Origin of the sequence: Mycobacterium tuberculosis complex sp. N0072, assembly GCF_030323725.1 — a bacterium.
Lineage (GTDB): Bacteria > Actinomycetota > Actinomycetes > Mycobacteriales > Mycobacteriaceae > Mycobacterium > Mycobacterium tuberculosis.
On sequence record NZ_CP040689.1, the window covers coordinates 4,119,626 to 4,138,854 of the forward strand.

Genomic DNA, 19,229 nt, shown 5'->3' on the forward strand with positions numbered 1-19,229 from the left:
CGCTCGGCGACGATGCGGGCCGGATGACGGCCCGAGGAGGAGCCGAGCAATCGAACCGAGCTCGGCGACGATGCGGGCCGGATGACGGCCTAGGGTGGGGTACCGCCGCTGGCGAGGGCGAGCCGAGCAATCGAATCGAGAGGACCGTCTGTGAGCAAGATCGATCGCAAGAACGGTGTGCCCAGCACGCTGACCACGATTCCGTTGGCCGACCCGCACGCCGGACCTGCTGAGCCGTCGATCGGTGACCTGATCAAAGACGCGACAACGCAGATGTCGACGCTGGTCCGAGCCGAGGTCGAGCTGGCCCGCGCCGAGATCACCCGGGACGTCAAGAAGGGACTGACCGGCAGTGTTTTCTTCATCTCCTCGCTGGTGGTCGGGTTCTACTCCACCTTCTTTTTCTTCTTTTTCGTCGCCGAACTGCTCGATACCTGGATCTGGCGCTGGGTGGCTTTCTTGCTCGTGTTCGCCATAATGGTCGTGGTCACCGCCGTGTTGGCCCTCTTGGGTTTCCTGAAAGTCCGGCGCATCCGGGGACCGCGGCAGACCATTGCGTCGGTCAAAGAGACGCGCACCGCACTTACCCCGGGCCATGACAAAACCCCTGTGACACCAAAACCCGTCACATCTGATCGCGCGACGCCGGTTGACCCCTCGGGTTGGTAGATGGCGGCACCAGATCCGTCGATGACCCGCATCGCCGGGCCATGGCGTCATCTGGACGTGCACGCCAACGGCATCCGATTCCACGTCGTCGAGGCTGTGCCGTCCGGCCAGCCGGAGGGCCCGGATGCGGCTACGCCCCCCATGCAGCCGGCCCTGGCGAGGCCGCTGGTCATACTGCTCCATGGTTTCGGCTCGTTCTGGTGGTCCTGGCGTCATCAGTTGTGCGGCCTGACCGGGGCGCGGGTGGTCGCGGTCGATCTGCGCGGCTACGGCGGCAGCGACAAACCGCCCCGCGGGTACGACGGCTGGACGCTGGCCGGCGATACGGCCGGTCTCATCCGTGCGCTCGGGCACCCATCGGCGACGCTGGTCGGCCACGCCGATGGCGGACTGGCCTGCTGGACCACCGCGCTGCTGCATTCGCGGCTGGTGCGCGCCATAGCGCTGATCAGCTCACCGCACCCCGCCGCGCTACGGCGATCCACGCTGACCCGGCGTGATCAGCGGCACGCACTGTTACCGACATTGCTGCGTTACCAGCTGCCGATCTGGCCGGAGCGCTTGCTGACCCGCAACAACGCAGCGGAGATCGAGCGCCTCGTGCGCGCCCGTGGCTGCGCCAAATGGCTTGCATCCGAGGACTTCTCGCAAGCAATCGACCACCTTCGACAGGCGATCCAGATCCCGGCGGCGGCGCATTGCGCACTCGAGTACCAGCGCTGGGCGGTGCGCAGCCAGCTGCGCAGCGAAGGGCGGCGATTCATCAGGGCGATGACACAGCAACTGGGGATGCCGCTGCTGCACTTACGAGGCGACGCCGACCCTTACGTGCTGGCCGACCCGGTAGAGCGCACCCAGCGCTACGCACCACACGGGCGGTACATATCCATTGCCGGCGCAGGACATTTCAGTCACGAAGAGGCGCCGGAGGAAGTCAACCGACATCTGATGCGTTTCCTCGAGCAGGTGCACCAGCTCAGCTGACGCAGGCCCCGGTGCCGACCGGTTGGGTAGCACCGATTTTGGCAAGCTGCCCCGCCACCTCGCCGGCCGTCAGCACAAACCCAGTTTCGGCGTCGTCGACGGCTGCGCCGAACACCACACCGAGCACCTGACCGTTGAGGTCGATCAGGGGCCCACCCGAATCACCTTGCTCCACATCGGCTCTGATGGTGTACACGTCGCGGGTAACCGGCTCCGGGTCCCCGTAAATATCGGGGCCACTGAGTCTGATGGCCTCGCGAATCCTGGCGGGTGTGGCAGTGAAATTGCCGCCGCCGGGATAACCCAGCACCACAACGTCGGCACCGGTTTTCGCCGGCTCCGCAGCGAAGACCAGCGGCGGCGGCGGCAAGTGCGGAACGGCCAGGATCGCTACGTCGACCGACGGGTCGTAGGACACCACCGTGGCCTCGAAGGGCTTGTCGCCGGCATACACCGTGACGTTGTTGGATCCGGCCACCACGTGCGCGTTGGTCATCACCCGATCGGGTGAGATCACGAAGCCGGTGCCCTCCAACACTTTCTGGCATCTGGGTGCCAGGCTGCGGATTTTGACGACACTTGGCTCGGTGGCCGCCACCACCGGATTGTTGACCAGCGCTGGGTCGGGTGAGGCCACTGGAATGACCGGCGTGCGGCTGAACGGCTCCAAAACCGCGGGCAGGCCGGAGGTGTTCAGCAGGGCCGACAGCCGCTTGGGCACCGTCTTCAGCCAGGTGGGTGCCGCCTCGTTGACCCGGGCGAGCACCCGCGAACCCTTCACCGCGGCAGCCAGCTCGGGCTGCTCTTTCGACTGTGTCAGCGGCATCGCCAACAACCACGCCGCGGTGAGCACCACGACCAGCTGCACCCCTACCCCAATGACCGAGTCGATCAACCGGATCGGCCGGTTACGGATCGCCCCGCGGACGGCGCGGCCCAGCACCACACCAGCGACCTCGCCGACTACGACCAGTGCCAGGATCAGGAACAGCGCGGCAAACAGTTTGGCCCGCGGAGCGCTGATTTGACTGACGATATGCGGCGCCAGCAGCACGCCGGCTGTCGCGCCCAGCAGCACCCCGCCAAACGACAGCATTGAGCCCAGCGCACCGGCACGCCAGCCGGAGATGGCTGCAATAAATGCGACCGCCAAGACGGCGATATCCAGCCACTGCGACGGGGTCATCGAATTCATCGCGGGTCACTCTCGTCGTCGATCAGCACCATTGCCGCGTCCAACTCGCGGATGTCACCGGTGTCCCAGGGTTGTGCCCAGCCCGCGACATCGAGCACCGCGGAAATCACCTGGCCAGTGAAGCCCCATACCAGCATCTGGTTTAACAGGAACGCCGGCCCGGCCCAGCGACGAGTGTGCGGGCGGCGGTACACCATGAGCCGATTGGCCGGATTGATGAAGGCGCGCACCGGTACCCGCGCGACGATCGCCGTTTCGGCCTCGTTGACGACGGCCACCGGCCCGGGATCCGGCGAGTACGCCAGCACCGGGACAACATGGAACCGCGACGGCGCAATGAACGTCCGCTCCATGGTGGCCAGCGGATGCAGCCTGGACGGGTCAATCCCGGTTTCTTCGTTCGCCTCACGCAAGGCGGTGGCCACCGGCCCGTCGTCGGCGGGGTCGACCACACCGCCGGGAAAAGCCGCCTGGCCGGCATGGTGGCGCAATGTCGAGGCCCGCACGGTCAGCAGTAGGTCGGCGTCGTCTGGGACACCACCGTCGCCTGGCCCGGCCTCCGGGCCAGAAAACAGCACCAGAACGGCCGCCTCGCGGTGATCCCGGCGCGACGATGTCATTGCCGACACAGCCCCGGCGGCCGTCACCATCGCTAGCACATCGGCGGGCAACCGACGCCGGTAGGCGTCGGGTATCTGGCCAACGTTGTCGACCAGTGGACGCAGCCAGGACGGGCCGGCATCAGGCCGCAGGGCAACCGTCCCCCGTGAACCGGTGGGGGTCGCTCCCGCTTGCAGGGGGGTACCCCCAGCACTCATCGGCGCCTCCTTTGGGTCCAAAGTTGCCCAGCTCCTCTTCAAGCCGCTAACCCGGCCCACATCACCGCCGAGTGGAGCCCACCTGCTCAGAGCAGGCCGGACCGGCTACGCGGCCCGCACCGCAACCGTACTCATCCCGCGTCGTTCCCGACCGCAGCCACGATCTCGTCGGCACTGCCGAAAGCCCGCGGCAGGGTCTGGGCAACGCTACCGTCCGGCCGCAGAACCACCGTCGCGGGCATCACATTTGCGACCCGCAGCGCGGCCGCCACCCTGCGGCGGTCATCCTGCAGCGTCGGCAACCGGACGCCGAGATCGGCCAGCCGCGACAGCGCGGCCGCCTCGTTCTGGCCCTGATGCACCGTCACGACCAGCACGGCGGGCCCGACCCGTCGTTGATATTCGGCCATCACGGGCAGCTCGGTCATGCACGGCGCGCACCAATGCGCCCACAGATTGATGACCACCCGACGTCCGGCCAGCGCGCGGGCGACGTCGACGGCCGAACCGTCGCCCGCACACACCACCACAACACCGCGTAGTGCCGCCGCGCCCGGACCGTTACCTGCCGCGGGACAGGGCGGCAGGTTTGCGCGCTGCCGGGACCAAGCCAATGCTTCCGGGGTATCGCCGTCGCGATGTTCGCGCGGGGCGGGCCGCTGGCTGATCGTGCTCGAGGCGGAATAATCATGCAGTTGGGCAACCAGCGCCGCCATCAGCGCTGCCACCACCGCCAGGATCGCGATGGTCCAGCGGGTCTTTCCGGTTAACGTCGTCATTGCGGTCTCAGCGGGGGTTGTTGGCAGGCTTGGCATTACAGTCCAGCCAGGGCCAGCAGGTGATCGGTCTCGGGGCCCTGGACCAGGGGCGCCGCGAGCAGCGGTTCAGTGGGGCCAAGCCCGAAGGAGGGGCAGTCTTTGGCAAGCACACAAACACCACACGCCGGTCTGCGGGCGTGGCACACCCGCCGTCCGTGAAAGATCACTCGGTGGCTGAGCAAGGTCCACTCCTTGCGTTCGATCAGCTCACCGACCGCCTGCTCCACCTTGACCGGGTCCTCTGCGGTGGTCCAGCGCCACCGGCGCACCAATCGTCCGAAATGAGTATCCACCGTGATTCCGGGGATACCGAATGCGTTACCCAGGATGACATTGGCGGTTTTGCGCCCCACCCCGGGCAGCGTCACCAACTTGTCCATGGTGGCCGGCACCTCACCGCCAAACCGCTCAACTAGGGCCTGCCCCAGGCCGATGAGAGAGGCCGCTTTGTTGCGGTAGAAGCCGGTGGGGCGGATGAGGCTCTCGAGCTCGGTGCGATCCGCCTGGGCGTAGTCCCGTGCCGTCCGATACCGCGCGAACAAGGCTGGCGTCGTCAAATTCACCCGTTTGTCGGTGCTCTGCGCCGAAAGTATGGTTGCCACGGCTAGCTCGAGCGGCGTGGTGAAGTCCAGCTCGCAGTATACGTGCGGAAATGCCTGTGCCAAAGCGCGATTCATTCGCCGCGCCCGTCGCACCAAGGCGAGCCGGGTTTCTGCAGACCAGCGCCCGGGCACGTCGGCGGCACGCGCCGCTGGCTTCGATCTGGATGACTTCGCCGCTGTCACCTACGACAGAGTACTGATTTCGTGATCTCACTGAGACCTCGTGTTGATTCGAAGCCATGTTTACTCTCCTTGTGTCATGGTTGCTCGTGGCCTGCGTTCCTGGGTTGTTGATGCTGGCGACCCTCGGGTTGGGACGGCTGGAAAGGTTTCTGGCCCGAGACACGGTCACGGCGACCGACGTCGCGGAGTTTCTCGAGCAGGCCGAGGCCGTGGATGTGCATACGCTCGCTCGGAATGGAATGCCGGAGGCGCTGGATTACCTGCATCGACGTCAAGCCCGGCGAATCACCGATTCACCGCCGCTTGGGTCTGGCGCTGGGCCACGGTATGCCGGGCCGCTGTTTGTCACCGATCTCGATAGCCCCGTCGAGCCACCCCGGCATGGCCAGCCCAATCCGCAGTTTAGAACGGCTCGACACGCAAATCACGTGTAGCGTTGGCACGGCGAACCGGTTGGCCTACCTCTAGACTCTTCTCGTTGGCAAACGGTTAGTGTGCCCGTATCACTTCGTCGGAAAGTTGAAGAGGCAACGTGGACGAGATCCTGGCCAGGGCAGGAATCTTCCAAGGCGTGGAGCCCAGCGCAATCGCCGCACTGACGAAACAGCTGCAGCCCGTCGACTTCCCCCGTGGACACACGGTCTTCGCGGAAGGGGAGCCGGGCGATCGGCTGTACATCATCATCTCGGGGAAGGTCAAGATCGGTCGCCGGGCACCAGACGGCCGAGAAAACCTGCTAACCATCATGGGCCCGTCGGACATGTTCGGCGAGTTGTCGATCTTCGACCCGGGTCCGCGCACGTCCAGCGCGACCACGATCACCGAGGTGCGGGCGGTGTCGATGGACCGCGACGCGCTGCGGTCATGGATCGCCGATCGTCCCGAAATCTCCGAACAGCTGCTGCGGGTGCTGGCCCGCCGGCTGCGCCGCACCAACAACAACCTGGCCGACCTCATCTTCACCGATGTGCCCGGTCGGGTGGCCAAGCAGCTGTTGCAGCTCGCCCAGCGTTTCGGCACCCAGGAAGGTGGCGCATTGCGGGTCACCCACGACCTGACACAGGAAGAAATCGCCCAGCTGGTCGGGGCCTCACGCGAGACGGTGAACAAGGCACTGGCTGATTTCGCTCACCGCGGCTGGATCCGCCTTGAGGGCAAGAGTGTGCTGATCTCTGACTCCGAAAGACTGGCCCGCCGAGCGAGGTAAGCGCGCGCAGCGCGGGCGCAACCGAGCGAGCTAGCTTCCTCACGCCCAGCAGACACAGAGTCGCACGCAAACGACGGATTTTGTGCGATTGTGCGGCTGCTCGCGCTACCGAGTCCGCAGATAGTCCAGTTGTGCCTGCACCGACCATTCGGCCGCATTCCAAAGCTTTTCGTCAACGTCGAGGTAGACGTGTTCGACGACCTCGCGGACCGTGGCGTCGTCACCGAGATCCCGCAACGCGGCGCGTATCTGCTCCAGACGTTCGTGCCGGTGCAGCAGGTATCCCGATGCAATCGCTTCCAGGTCGAGCAAGTCCGGCCCGTGCCCCGGCAGCACGGTCCGCCGGCCCAGGCCACGCAGCCGGTGCAGCGATTCCAAGTAGTCGGCTAGGCTGCCGTCTTCCTTGTCGATGACGGTGGTCCCGCAACCCAACACGGTGTCGGCGGTCAACACGGCGTCGTCGAGGACAAATGACAGCGAATCTGCGGTGTGGCCAGGGGTGGCCAACACGGTAATGGTTAACCCGGCAACGTCGATCACTTCCCCGTCGGTCAGCGTCTCCCCATCACGTCGCAAGAACTGCGGATCCGCGGCCCGTACCGGCGCCCCGGTCAGCGCGACCAGTTTGTCGATGCCGCTGGTGTGGTCGCCATGACGATGACTGATCAGTACCAACGCGATGCGGCCAAGCGCGGCAACCCGTGCCAGGTGCTCGTCGTCGTCCGGGCCTGGATCGACAACGACCAGCTCGTCACTGAGCGGGCCGCGCAGCACCCAGGTGTTGGTGCCGTCCAACGTCAGCAAACCGGGGTTGTCGGCCAACAGGACCGACGCGGTGTCGGTGACCGCGCGCAGCTGGCCGTAGGCGGGATGGGTCAGCGACTCAGCTGTCTTCGACATCGGCCGCTAGCCGACCTCCACGATCAACTCGACTTCCACCGGCGCATCCAACGGTAGCTCGGATACGCCGACCGCCGAACGCGCATGCGCGCCGCTATCGCCGAACACCTCGGCCAGCAGATCGGAGGCCCCGTTGATCACGCTCGGCTGGCCGTGAAACCCCGGTGCCGAAGCGACAAACCCGACGACTTTGACCACCCGGGTCACCGCGTCGAGATCCACCAGCGAATCAACGGCTGCCAGCGCATTGAGCGCGCAGATCCGCGCGAGCGTCTTGCCCTCCTCCGGGTTGACGTCGGCGCCGAGCTTGCCGGTCCGCACCAGCTTGCCTGCCTCCAACGGCAGCTGGCCCGCGGTGTAGACCAGGTTGCCGGTGCGCACAGCTGGAACGTAGGCCGCCAGCGGCGCCGCCACTTGCGGTAGCGTGACACCGAGTTGCCCTAATCGGGCTTTAGCGCTCATTAACCCCGATACCTCCTACTTCGGGCGCTTCAGGTAAGCGACGTGCTGCTCACCGGTGGGCCCGGGCAGCACCGCCACCAGCTCCCAGCCATCGGCTCCCCACTGGTCGAGGATCTGTTTGGTGGCGTGCGTCAACAGCGGGACCGTGGCGTACTCCCATGCGGTGGGTTGGGTCATGACGCGAGCTTATCGGTCGGACTGGACCCGCTCCGCTCAGCCCGGTAGCCCGGAAAGATCGCCAGGCCATCGGGCTAGCATGCCATGGTGGCAACCACATCTAGCGGCGGTAGTTCCGTCGGCTGGCCGTCACGCTTGTCGGGGGTCCGACTGCACCTTGTCACCGGCAAAGGCGGTACCGGGAAGTCGACGATCGCGGCCGCGCTCGCGCTGACGCTGGCAGCGGGCGGCCGCAAAGTCCTACTCGTCGAAGTCGAGGGGCGCCAGGGGATTGCGCAACTCTTCGACGTCCCGCCACTGCCCTACCAGGAACTTAAGATCGCGACCGCCGAGCGCGGCGGCCAGGTCAACGCCTTGGCAATCGACATCGAGGCCGCCTTCCTGGAATACCTCGACATGTTTTACAACCTCGGTATCGCAGGCCGGGCCATGCGCCGTATCGGCGCGGTCGAGTTCGCGACGACGATCGCGCCCGGTCTGCGCGACGTGCTGCTCACCGGCAAGATCAAGGAGACGGTGGTGCGCCTCGACAAGAACAAGCTGCCGGTCTATGACGCAATCGTCGTCGATGCGCCTCCGACCGGGCGCATCGCGCGCTTCCTGGATGTCACCAAGGCGGTGTCCGATCTGGCCAAGGGCGGACCGGTGCATGCGCAAAGCGAAGGCGTGGTGAAGTTACTGCACTCCAACCAGACCGCCATCCATTTGGTCACTCTGTTAGAAGCGCTGCCGGTGCAGGAGACACTGGAAGCCATCGAGGAGCTTGCGCAGATGGAACTGCCGATCGGCAGTGTGATCGTGAACCGCAACATCCCCGCCCATTTGGAGCCTCAGGACTTGGCGAAGGCCGCCGAGGGCGAGGTCGATGCAGACTCGGTGCGGGCCGGGTTGTTGACGGCCGGGGTCAAGCTTCCCGACGCCGATTTCGCCGGCCTGCTTACCGAGACCATCCAGCATGCCACCCGAATCACCGCACGCGCCGAAATCGCACAACAGCTTGACGCCTTGCAGGTTCCGCGATTGGAATTGCCGACGGTCTCTGACGGCGTCGACCTTGGCAGCCTCTACGAGCTCTCGGAATCACTTGCCCAGCAGGGGGTTCGATGAGTGTCACACCGAAGACCCTCGATATGGGCGCAATCCTGGCCGACACATCCAACCGGGTGGTTGTGTGCTGCGGCGCCGGTGGGGTCGGCAAGACCACTACCGCGGCCGCGCTGGCGTTGCGCGCGGCCGAGTATGGCCGCACTGTGGTCGTTTTGACGATTGACCCAGCCAAGCGATTGGCACAAGCACTGGGGATCAACGATCTTGGCAACACACCACAACGCGTGCCATTGGCACCCGAGGTTCCCGGCGAGCTACACGCGATGATGCTCGACATGCGCCGCACGTTTGACGAAATGGTTATGCAATACTCTGGACCCGAACGGGCGCAATCGATTCTGGACAACCAGTTCTATCAGACCGTCGCCACATCGCTTGCCGGCACCCAAGAGTACATGGCTATGGAGAAGCTGGGCCAACTGCTAAGCCAGGACCGCTGGGACCTGATTGTGGTAGACACTCCGCCGTCGCGTAACGCGCTGGACTTCTTAGACGCGCCAAAGCGACTGGGCAGCTTCATGGATAGTCGGCTGTGGAGGCTGTTACTCGCTCCCGGCCGGGGCATCGGGCGGCTGATCACCGGCGTGATGGGATTGGCCATGAAGGCGTTGTCCACCGTGCTCGGTTCCCAGATGCTGGCCGACGCAGCAGCGTTCGTTCAATCGCTGGACGCCACGTTCGGTGGTTTCCGCGAGAAGGCAGACCGCACTTACGCGTTGTTGAAACGGCGCGGCACCCAGTTCGTGGTGGTGTCGGCGGCCGAACCCGACGCACTGCGCGAGGCGTCCTTCTTCGTCGACCGGCTATCGCAGGAGAGCATGCCGCTAGCAGGGCTGGTCTTCAACCGCACGCACCCGATGCTGTGCGCATTGCCGATCGAGCGGGCAATCGACGCCGCCGAAACGTTGGATGCCGAGACCACCGACTCCGACGCCACATCGCTGGCCGCAGCGGTGCTGCGTATCCATGCCGAGCGCGGGCAGACAGCCAAACGGGAGATCCGGCTGCTGTCCCGGTTCACCGGAGCCAACCCCACCGTGCCGGTCGTTGGGGTACCGTCGCTCCCGTTTGACGTCTCTGACCTGGAAGCGCTGCGGGCGCTCGCCGACCAGCTCACCACGGTCGGCAACGATGCGGGCCGCGCAGCGGGCCGCTGAGGAACCGGCCCATCAGTGACGGTCGGCGACGATGCGGGCCGCGCAGCGGGCCGCTGAGGAACCGGCCCATCAGTGACGGTCGGCGACGATGCGGGCCGCGCAGCGGGCCGCTGAGGAACCGGCCCATCAGTGACGGTCGGCGACGATGCGGGCCGCGCAGCGGGCCGCTGAGGAACCGGCCCATCAGTGACGGTCGGCGACGATGCGGGCCGTACAACATCTGACCGGGATCCGGCTATTGGGCACAAGCCAGTTCCTATTGGGCACAAGCCAATTAGAAATGAATGGCTTTTGCTGTAACCAAACCGTAATCAGAAGCGACGGGACCGCGGCACCTATCCGCAGTCCCTGAGTGGCTATCCGGCGGTGCCGGTGCGGCGCTTGCGCTTCTCAAGGTAGTCCGACCACGAAACCACCTCGGGATGTTGCTTGAGCAGAGCCCTGCGCTGGCGCTCGGTCATGCCACCCCAAACACCGAACTCGACCTTGTTGTCCAGCGCATCTGCCGCACACTCTTGCATTACCGGACAGTGACGGCAGATCACCGCGGCCTTGCGTTGTGCGGCTCCTCGAACAAAGAGTTCGTCAGGGTCGGTAGTCCGGCACAGCGCCTTGGATACCCACGCGATCCGCTCTTCCGCGTCTACGCTGCGTACCACGTTCTGTGCAGCCGTGAGGTTAGTCCTTCGAGCGGCTGGACGGGTTCCTGACACGAGCTGATCCCTTCCTCCCGGCCGCCGTGTGCGACCGCCCTCCTCGGAAACAGCCGATGCTGCGAGCGACGCCACACCATGCACATCGGTGTTACCTGTATCTCACTGATCTGTATAAGTCAGGTGGTCGTGTGCCAATTGCGCAACAGTACGATAACGCTTTTTTGGGACGAGCGTGCCGTCTTGTCTGGATCGGCCGGGGGAAATGCCGCCGCTTCGGTCCCGTTTACGGGGTCTGACCAGTGACGCAGCCGCAAATATCGCGCCCGCCCCGATCCCGCAGTGACTCACCCGCCCGCGGAAAGATTCTATTGGACCGAGCGGCACGGTGGAGTGACAGGAGGTCGCTACTGTAGTACGCATGCCCGAGCGCCTCCCGGCCGCGATCACCGTTCTGAAGCTGGCTGGGTGCTGTCTGTTGGCCAGTGTCGTCGCCACTGCGCTGACGTTCCCGTTCGCAGGCGGGCTAGGGCTGATGTCCAATCGTGCCTCTGAGGTCGTTGCCAACGGCTCGGCCCAGCTGCTCGAGGGGCAAGTGCCTGCGGTATCGACGATGGTCGACGCGAAGGGCAACACGATCGCGTGGCTGTACTCGCAGCGCCGGTTCGAGGTGCCCTCGGACAAGATCGCCAACACGATGAAGCTGGCGATCGTCTCGATTGAAGATAAGCGGTTCGCCGACCACAGCGGCGTGGACTGGAAGGGCACCCTGACCGGCCTGGCGGGCTACGCGTCCGGCGACCTCGACACGCGCGGCGGCTCGACGCTCGAACAACAGTACGTGAAGAACTACCAACTGCTGGTGACAGCCCAAACCGATGCCGAGAAGCGAGCGGCCGTCGAAACCACTCCGGCCCGCAAGCTTCGCGAGATCCGGATGGCACTCACGCTGGACAAGACCTTCACAAAATCTGAAATCCTGACCCGATACTTGAACCTGGTCTCGTTCGGCAATAACTCGTTCGGCGTGCAGGACGCGGCGCAAACGTACTTCGGCATCAACGCGTCCGACCTGAATTGGCAGCAAGCGGCGCTGCTGGCCGGCATGGTGCAATCGACCAGCACGCTCAACCCGTACACCAACCCCGACGGCGCGCTGGCCCGGCGGAACGTGGTCCTCGACACCATGATCGAGAACCTTCCCGGGGAGGCGGAGGCGTTGCGTGCCGCCAAGGCCGAGCCGCTGGGGGTACTGCCGCAGCCCAATGAGTTGCCGCGCGGCTGCATCGCGGCCGGCGACCGCGCATTCTTCTGCGACTACGTCCAGGAGTACCTGTCTCGGGCCGGGATCAGCAAGGAGCAGGTCGCCACGGGCGGGTACCTGATCCGCACCACCCTGGACCCAGAGGTGCAGGCACCGGTCAAGGCCGCCATCGACAAGTACGCCAGCCCGAACCTGGCCGGTATTTCCAGCGTGATGAGCGTGATCAAACCGGGTAAGGATGCGCACAAGGTGTTGGCCATGGCCAGTAACCGCAAATACGGGCTGGATCTAGAAGCCGGCGAAACCATGCGGCCGCAGCCATTCTCCCTGGTTGGCGACGGCGCCGGGTCTATCTTCAAGATCTTCACCACGGCCGCTGCTCTGGACATGGGCATGGGTATTAACGCCCAACTCGACGTGCCGCCCCGATTCCAGGCCAAAGGTCTGGGAAGTGGCGGGGCAAAGGGGTGCCCCAAAGAGACCTGGTGTGTGGTGAACGCCGGCAACTACCGCGGCTCGATGAATGTCACCGACGCGCTGGCAACCTCGCCAAACACCGCGTTCGCCAAGCTGATCTCGCAGGTCGGGGTGGGGCGTGCGGTCGATATGGCCATCAAACTCGGGCTGAGGTCTTATGCGAATCCCGGCACCGCACGCGACTACAACCCCGACAGCAATGAGAGCTTGGCTGACTTCGTCAAACGACAGAACCTGGGTTCGTTCACCCTCGGCCCCATCGAGTTAAACGCGCTGGAGCTGTCCAACGTGGCGGCCACGTTGGCATCCGGCGGCGTGTGGTGCCCCCCCAACCCAATCGACCAGCTCATCGACCGCAACGGCAACGAAGTCGCGGTCACCACCGAGACGTGCGACCAGGTGGTGCCCGCAGGGCTGGCGAACACCCTCGCCAACGCGATGAGCAAGGACGCCGTGGGCAGCGGCACGGCGGCCGGTTCGGCCGGCGCGGCGGGCTGGGATCTGCCGATGTCCGGCAAAACCGGCACCACCGAGGCGCACCGGTCGGCCGGCTTCGTGGGCTTCACCAACCGCTACGCGGCGGCGAACTACATCTACGACGACTCCAGCTCGCCGACAGATCTGTGTTCCGGCCCGCTGCGCCATTGCGGCAGCGGCGACTTGTACGGCGGCAACGAGCCATCCCGCACCTGGTTCGCCGCGATGAAGCCGATCGCCAACAACTTCGGCGAAGTGCAGCTACCACCGACCGATCCACGCTATGTCGACGGCGCACCAGGCTCACGGGTACCAAGCGTGGCCGGTCTGGATGTCGACGCCGCACGCCAGCGCCTCAAGGACGCGGGCTTCCAGGTCGCCGACCAAACCAACTCGGTCAACAGCTCCGCCAAGTATGGTGAGGTGGTCGGAACGTCGCCCAGCGGTCAAACAATTCCGGGTTCGATCGTCACGATCCAGATCAGCAACGGCATCCCGCCGGCTCCGCCTCCGCCACCGCTGCCTGAGGATGGTGGGCCGCCACCGCCGGTCGGATCGCAGGTGGTGGAGATTCCGGGGCTGCCACCGATCACCATTCCGCTGCTGGCGCCACCACCCCCAGCGCCTCCCCCGTAGGCCCTCCCAATCGGCCTCGTGCCGCTGCAGACGCGCGATCAGACCTCGACCGGCAGTAGGCTGCGTGCATGGCTGCTGTCTTGCCCACCTTGATCCGCACCGGCGCCGTGGCGTTGGGCTCGGCCATCGCCGGGATTGGTTACGCTGCGCTGGTCGAGCGCAATGCATTCGTCCTGCGCGAGGTGACCATGCCAGTCTTGACTCCGGGCTCCACACCGCTGCGGGTGCTGCACATCAGCGATCTGCATATGCTGCCCAACCAGCACCGCAAACAGGCCTGGCTGCGCGAGCTCGCCAGCTGGGAGCCGGATCTGGTCGTCAACACCGGTGACAACCTGGCTCACCCCAAGGCGGTGCCCGCCGTCGTCCAAACCCTGAGCGATCTGCTGTCCCGGCCGGGTGTCTTCGTGTTCGGCAGCAACGACTACTTTGGGCCGCGCCTGAAGAACCCAATGAACTATCTGACCAGCCCGGATCACCGCGTCCGCGGAGCAGCGCTGCCCTGGCAGGATCTGCGGGCGGCGTTCACCGAACGTGGGTGGCTCGACCTAACCCATACCCGCCGCGAGTTCGAAGTTGCCGGTCTGCACATCGCCGCTGCGGGCGTCGACGACCCGCATATCGACCGAGACCGCTACGACACCATCGCCGGCCCGGCCAGCCCGGCCGCCAACCTGCGGCTGGGGCTCACCCATTCACCGGAGCCGCGGGTGTTGGACCGCTTCGCCGCCGATGGTTACCAGTTGGTGCTGGCCGGCCACACCCACGGCGGGCAGCTGTGCCTGCCGTTGTACGGGGCGCTGGTCACTAACTGCGGTCTGGACCGCTCCCGGGCCAAAGGAGCGTCACACTGGGGTGCAAACATGCGGCTGCACGTCTCCGCCGGGATCGGCACTTCGCCGTTTGCGCCGGTGAGATTCTGCTGCCGGCCCGAAGCAACCCTGCTGACGTTGATCGCGACCCCAATGGGCGGGCGCGATTCGAGCAGCAACCTGGGCCGCTCACAGCCGACAGTGTCGGTGCGTTGAGCGGCGGGGCCTGTATCGCGGTCCGCAGCCTATCCCGGAGCTGGACGGACAACGCGATCCGGTTGATCGAGGCGGACGCCCGCCGTAGCGCCGACACCCACCTGCTGCGCTACCCACTGCCCGCTGCCTGGTGCACGGATGTCGACGTCGAGCTGTACCTCAAGGACGAGACGACCCATATCACCGGCAGTCTCAAACACCGGTTGGCACGTTCGTTGTTCCTCTATGCGCTATGCAACGGCTGGATCAACGAGAACACCACGGTGGTGGAGGCATCGTCGGGTTCAACGGCGGTGTCCGAGGCCTATTTCGCGGCGCTGCTGGGTCTGCCGTTCATCGCCGTGATGCCGGCCGCGACCAGCGCTTCCAAAATCGCGTTGATCGAATCACAAGGTGGCCGTTGTCATTTCGTCCAGAATTCAAGTCAAGTGTACGCCGAGGCGGAGCGCGTCGCCAAGGAAACCGGCGGCCACTATCTGGACCAGTTCACCAACGCGGAGCGCGCAACCGACTGGCGCGGCAACAACAACATCGCCGAGTCGATCTACGTGCAAATGCGCGAAGAGAAGCACCCCACCCCGGAATGGATCGTCGTGGGTGCGGGCACCGGCGGAACCAGCGCGACGATCGGCCGCTACATCCGCTACCGACGGCACGCGACCCGGCTGTGCGTCGTCGATCCGGAGAATTCCGCGTTCTTCCCCGCGTACGCCGAAGGCCGGTACGACATCGTCATGCCCACATCGTCCCGTATCGAGGGCATCGGCCGGCCGCGGGTCGAGCCGTCGTTTCTGCCCGGTGTGGTCGACCGCATGGTGGCGGTCCCCGACGCGGCGTCGATCGCTGCCGCCCGGCATGTCAGCGCCGTTCTGGGGCGCCGAGTGGGACCGTCTACCGGCACCAACCTCTGGGGCGCGTTCGGACTGCTCGCCGAGATGGTCAAGCAGGGCCGCAGCGGCTCGGTGGTCACACTGCTCGCCGACAGCGGCGATCGCTACGCCGACACCTACTTTTCCGACGAGTGGGTCAGTGCCCAGGGGCTCGATCCGGCCGGGCCGGCTGCGGCGCTGGTGGAATTCGAGCGCTCCTGTCGATGGACGTGACGGTCGGACCTGCGGTTTGGCTAGTCAACGGTCCGGTGCGATAGGCTGTCGTGGCTTCAAGCGGGGTGTGGCGCAGCTTGGTAGCGCGCTTCGTTCGGGACGAAGAGGCCGTGGGTTCAAATCCCGCCACCCCGACCGAGAGATCGCTGACGACAGCCTTACCCGGCGCAGCGTGGTAGCTTGCTGCAGTCTGCTCGGGCGGCAGCGCCACCCTGACGGTGCTGGTTGACCATGCCGGACAGCACGTCAACGCACAGGCATTTCCAACGGAAGTTGTAGGTTACCGGCCGCCCTAAAACACGGTGCACTTTTCGTTAAAGGTTGTGGGTGTGGATCCAACGAAATTCGTTGCCCCGGCGTGGGCAGCGCCGTGTCCACAGGGGGACCCGCCGCGCATTACGCCTATGGGCCCACCCCCGTACCGCGGGAGTTGGCTCTGCACCCCGAGCCAATCATGCTTCTCTCGGAGTCCGACGCGGGACTGGGACGACTCGCATGAGCCGGACGCCTCCTGCCTGACCCCCACCTGCTAGGAACGTAAACCGGGAGAGTTTCGTCGGAGCCAGAATTGGATTTCCTCCCCGAGCAATCGGCCCGAAACCGCGGGGTTGTTTCCGCCGACCGTCGACAACATGTGGCGTGCGTTGGATGACTGGGAAATGTATCTCCACGACGCAGCGCCACAACTGCCGCTCTTGATCCGTTGCGCCCTGGTGCATTACCAATTCGAGGCGATCGGGCCATTTCTCGACGGCAACGCACGACTCGGGCGTCTGTTCATCATCCTTTGCCTTGTTGCATTGGGACGGTTGCCGCTAACGGGCGGGGCGAAACCGCACCCGAGTGCCGCGGCGGGGCACAAGCATGATGGAGCGCCGCACGATCCGCTCTGGCTCGTCGTCGACGGCGGTGAACTCGCCCTCGCGCAGCAGCACGTGCAATACGGTGATCAACTCTCGCATCGAAAAGTTCGCACCCAGACAGCGTTTCACGCCGCCGCCGAACGGAACCCAGGCATAGGTTTGCGGCCGCGTACCGAGGAACCGCTCGGGGCGGAACTCGTGTGGGTGCTCATACACCTCGGCGCTGCGGTTGATCGCGATGATGTGGACCACGATTCGTGTGCCAGCCTCCACACGGTAACCGCCGATGGTTAGTGGTTGCGCGGCGACACGAGCCGTCAACGGCGCGGGCGGACGCACCCGCAACGTCTCGTTGATCACCGCCGTCGTGAAGGCTTCCCCACCGCCAACGGCCTCCGCTCGCACGCGCCGCAACGCGTCCGGATGGTGCAGCAGCAAGTCGAACGCCCACGCCAACGTGGTCGCCGTGGTTTCATGCCCCGCCAGCACGAGGGTGATCAGATCGTCGCGGATCTCGCTGTCTGACAACTGTTCCCCGGACTCTCCGCGCGCGCTCACGAGCAACGACAGGACGTCGTGTCGCTCGCCCAGGCGTGGATCGGCGCGCCGCTGCGCAATGAGCGCCATGACGACGTCGTCGATCTCGGTGTTGGCGCGGGCGCGTGCAGGCCAGACTCGTAGTGCGCCCAACCGACGCAGTGCGTAGCGCACGGTCAACTGCTCTGAAACACCAAGATTCAACAGCCGCTCGAACGGCCGGCCCAAGCGCCGGACCTCCTCGGGGTCGTCGACCCCGAATATGACCTTGACGATCACATCCAGCATCAGCGACCGCGCCACCGTCAACATCGCAAACGGACGGTCAACCGGCCATGTATGCATCGCCGCGCGAGTGGAGTTCTCGATAATCGGAACGTAACGATCCAGCGCAGCGCCATGTAATGGCGGCGTCAAGAGTTTTCGACGTCGAAGATGCTCCGGCTCCTCCTGGACAAACATCGACCCCGACCCATAGATCGCCGCTGCCGGCCCCACCCCCTCGCCCCCGAGCAGGACGTCGGTGGGAGCGGTGAAAACCTCCTTGGCCAGCGCCGAGTCGGACACGATCGCAACGTCACCCAGGCTGAGAATGGGCATCGTCATGATCGGTCCGTACCGACGGATCAGTCGCAGCATCCGGCGCTCGCCACCCGCCAGGTAGGCAACCGCGTAGGCGGCCGCGAAGGCCGCGCGAAATCCACGGGGCGCCGGCAAGCCCGGTGGGCCGCCCAAAGCATCCGGCGCGTGCTCCCGGCGAACCGCAAACGCTGCCACGCCTACGACAGAAGCACAGCGTTTCGGGTCGGTCAACGCAGCAGGGCTAGCAAGCGACCTCAGCACCATCGGTTCCCGAAGGTGCGGTCCGGCGCTACCGCGTCGAAAATCGCAGACCGCGCCAGCCGGTTGGGAATGAGGCCGTTTCACCGGCGGGCGTCCCGCGCAGCGTTTCGCCGCAGACCCTATGTTGGCCATGCGCGATATAGGCCACCCGGCACCAAGGTGCCATGACCGCCACAACCAGGGCCGCGGCGGCAACCGCCAGGTGTCCGATCGTCAGCGCAACTAAACCCGCAACCAGCCCGACAGCCCACACGGCAGCCACCACCAGCCCCGGCACATTGACACTCGCGGGGACGCTGCCGCTACCGCTTGGCTGCGGCGCGGATGCATGATCACCGGCGTCACTCCCGGTGTAGACCATGACCACTCCCAGCGATAAAAGGTTGCCGATCAAGGTAACCCATACAGGCCGTCGGCAGCCACCGGCGAACAGCTCTTCGAGGATGCCGTCAGGACATTGACAGCTACCAGACACCATTTCCACACCGTCAAAATGTGGCGCGTGACACGCACGGCGGCACGCTGGCAACGTGGCGTGCGCCGCAGGCCTCGACTATCTGGTGCCGATCACAGCATGCATGCTCGTCGGTTTGTACGGCGTTACCGGTCGATCCTGCCGCCCCGTACCCCAGTCAAGGCATCGTGGAGCGTGGAAAACAACCGAAAGGTCTTGTCCAGACCCATCAGATGAATCGGCCTTCTGGTTACCGAACCCCGTGCAACCACCCCGAACTTGACGGATTGGCCTATCTTTTCGGATGTTGCCGCCAAAATCTTCAGCCCCACCGACCCCAGAAACTCCACCGCGGAAAGGTCGATGACTAGCGCCGTCGGATTGTCGGCCACAACTTCGCCGATGGCCTCTTCAAGTGCCGCAGCGGTGATCAAATCAATCTCACCACCGATGCTGAGCACGGCGACCCCGTTATGGTCGGCAACCGTGACGGTGATCGAGTCGGGAGCTGACAATGGCGATCCTCTTGTCCGAGCCGTCCGTGTGGTGAAAGCCTAGCCCGCCTGCGAACTGCGGCGGCGGCCCATCAGCGTAGGATTTGCCGGCTGCACACGA

General features: G+C 65.3%; 20 protein-coding genes, 1 tRNA gene and 1 pseudogene. 11 read left to right on the forward strand and 11 right to left on the reverse strand.

Going from position 1 to position 19,229, the window contains the following annotated elements:
- The first annotated feature begins 150 nt into the window (after window positions 1-150).
- Window positions 151-669, forward strand: coding sequence for a phage holin family protein (locus FF952_RS19305; protein ID WP_003419710.1), 519 nt, complete (start codon window positions 151-153; stop codon window positions 667-669).
- Entirely contained in the window at window positions 670-1,653 is a 984-nt protein-coding gene (locus FF952_RS19310) for an alpha/beta fold hydrolase (protein WP_003419712.1), read from the forward strand.
- Here FF952_RS19310 and marP read toward each other — a convergent pair.
- The 4 genes from marP to nth form a co-directional block, all read right to left on the reverse strand.
- Window positions 1,646-2,839, reverse strand: a complete 1,194-nt coding sequence (gene marP, locus FF952_RS19315; RefSeq protein WP_003419714.1) for an acid resistance serine protease MarP — start codon at window positions 2,837-2,839, stop codon at window positions 1,646-1,648. The two genes, FF952_RS19310 and marP, sit on opposite strands and share 8 nt — an antisense overlap.
- A 5-nt stretch (window positions 2,840-2,844) precedes the next feature.
- The gene (locus FF952_RS19320) at window positions 2,845-3,666 is read right to left on the reverse strand and encodes an NUDIX hydrolase (protein ID WP_003419718.1); all 822 of its coding nucleotides are present in this window, start codon (window positions 3,664-3,666) and stop codon (window positions 2,845-2,847) included.
- Window positions 3,667-3,797: 131 nt separating this feature from the next.
- Window positions 3,798-4,445: a TlpA family protein disulfide reductase gene (locus tag FF952_RS19325; protein WP_003912310.1), complete on the reverse strand. Its 648-nt coding sequence runs from the start codon at window positions 4,443-4,445 to the stop codon at window positions 3,798-3,800.
- 35 nt (window positions 4,446-4,480) lie between these two features.
- Complete coding sequence (gene nth, locus FF952_RS19330) at window positions 4,481-5,218, reverse strand: endonuclease III (protein WP_003419724.1); 738 nt, start codon at window positions 5,216-5,218, stop codon at window positions 4,481-4,483.
- Window positions 5,219-5,325: 107 nt separating this feature from the next.
- Here nth and FF952_RS19335 point away from each other — a divergent pair, with 107 nt between their 5' ends.
- Window positions 5,326-5,703, forward strand: coding sequence for a hypothetical protein (locus FF952_RS19335; RefSeq protein ID WP_003899635.1), 378 nt, complete (start codon window positions 5,326-5,328; stop codon window positions 5,701-5,703).
- 98 nt (window positions 5,704-5,801) lie between these two features.
- Window positions 5,802-6,476: a cAMP-activated global transcriptional regulator CRP gene (crp, locus tag FF952_RS19340; RefSeq protein ID WP_003419728.1), complete on the forward strand. Its 675-nt coding sequence runs from the start codon at window positions 5,802-5,804 to the stop codon at window positions 6,474-6,476.
- Window positions 6,477-6,581: 105 nt separating this feature from the next.
- Here crp and FF952_RS19345 read toward each other — a convergent pair whose 3' ends face one another.
- The 3 genes from FF952_RS19345 to sp36 are packed head-to-tail and all read right to left on the reverse strand — an operon-like array spanning window position 6,582 to window position 8,015.
- Window positions 6,582-7,376 (reverse strand): MBL fold metallo-hydrolase, encoded by a 795-nt coding sequence (locus FF952_RS19345; RefSeq protein WP_003419731.1) that lies wholly within the window; start codon window positions 7,374-7,376, stop codon window positions 6,582-6,584.
- Window positions 7,377-7,382: 6 nt separating this feature from the next.
- Complete coding sequence (locus FF952_RS19350) at window positions 7,383-7,838, reverse strand: RidA family protein (RefSeq protein WP_003419733.1); 456 nt, start codon at window positions 7,836-7,838, stop codon at window positions 7,383-7,385.
- A 15-nt stretch (window positions 7,839-7,853) separates the two neighbouring features.
- Entirely contained in the window at window positions 7,854-8,015 is a 162-nt protein-coding gene (sp36, locus tag FF952_RS19355; protein WP_003419736.1) for a Sp36 family protein, read from the reverse strand.
- An 84-nt stretch (window positions 8,016-8,099) separates the two neighbouring features.
- Here sp36 and bagA point away from each other — a divergent pair, with 84 nt between their 5' ends.
- The gene (bagA, locus tag FF952_RS19360; protein WP_003419738.1) at window positions 8,100-9,122 is read left to right on the forward strand and encodes an ATPase BagA; all 1,023 of its coding nucleotides are present in this window, start codon (window positions 8,100-8,102) and stop codon (window positions 9,120-9,122) included.
- Window positions 9,119-10,279, forward strand: a complete 1,161-nt coding sequence (bagB, locus tag FF952_RS19365) for an ATPase BagB (protein WP_003419740.1) — start codon at window positions 9,119-9,121, stop codon at window positions 10,277-10,279. Before bagA ends, bagB begins: the two co-directional genes overlap by 4 nt.
- Window positions 10,280-10,635: 356 nt before the next feature.
- Here the strand turns inward: bagB and whiB4 are convergent, their stop codons facing one another.
- A complete protein-coding gene (gene whiB4, locus FF952_RS19370; RefSeq protein ID WP_003419743.1) occupies window positions 10,636-10,992 on the reverse strand; it encodes a transcriptional regulator WhiB4 in 357 nt (118 codons plus the stop codon).
- A 361-nt stretch (window positions 10,993-11,353) separates the two neighbouring features.
- On the opposite strand from whiB4, the gene ponA2 reads away from it, so the two are divergent.
- The 5 genes and pseudogenes from ponA2 to FF952_RS20860 form a co-directional block, all read left to right on the forward strand.
- Window positions 11,354-13,786: a transglycosylase/D,D-transpeptidase PonA2 gene (gene ponA2 / locus FF952_RS19375; RefSeq protein WP_003419746.1), complete on the forward strand. Its 2,433-nt coding sequence runs from the start codon at window positions 11,354-11,356 to the stop codon at window positions 13,784-13,786.
- A 68-nt stretch (window positions 13,787-13,854) separates the two neighbouring features.
- Complete coding sequence (locus tag FF952_RS19380; RefSeq protein ID WP_003899637.1) at window positions 13,855-14,814, forward strand: metallophosphoesterase; 960 nt, start codon at window positions 13,855-13,857, stop codon at window positions 14,812-14,814.
- A complete protein-coding gene (cds1, locus tag FF952_RS19385) occupies window positions 14,811-15,917 on the forward strand; it encodes an L-cysteine desulfhydrase Cds1 (protein ID WP_014588889.1) in 1,107 nt (368 codons plus the stop codon). The genes FF952_RS19380 and cds1 overlap by 4 nt, the downstream gene beginning before the upstream one ends.
- 61 nt (window positions 15,918-15,978) lie before the next feature.
- Window positions 15,979-16,052, forward strand: a tRNA-Pro gene (locus FF952_RS19390).
- Between the two features lie 422 nt (window positions 16,053-16,474).
- Window positions 16,475-16,699, forward strand: a pseudogene (locus FF952_RS20860) (Fic family protein); the annotation flags it as partial.
- 33 nt (window positions 16,700-16,732) lie between these two features.
- Here FF952_RS20860 and FF952_RS19395 read toward each other — a convergent pair.
- From FF952_RS19395 to FF952_RS19405, 3 genes are all read right to left on the reverse strand, one after another.
- Window positions 16,733-18,163 (reverse strand): cytochrome P450, encoded by a 1,431-nt coding sequence (locus FF952_RS19395; RefSeq protein WP_003419754.1) that lies wholly within the window; start codon window positions 18,161-18,163, stop codon window positions 16,733-16,735.
- A 25-nt stretch (window positions 18,164-18,188) separates the two neighbouring features.
- Window positions 18,189-18,521, reverse strand: coding sequence for a hypothetical protein (locus FF952_RS19400; protein ID WP_003901696.1), 333 nt, complete (start codon window positions 18,519-18,521; stop codon window positions 18,189-18,191).
- A gap of 239 nt (window positions 18,522-18,760) precedes the next feature.
- Entirely contained in the window at window positions 18,761-19,129 is a 369-nt protein-coding gene (locus FF952_RS19405; RefSeq protein WP_003419762.1) for an STAS domain-containing protein, read from the reverse strand.
- Window positions 19,130-19,229 lie beyond the last annotated feature (100 nt).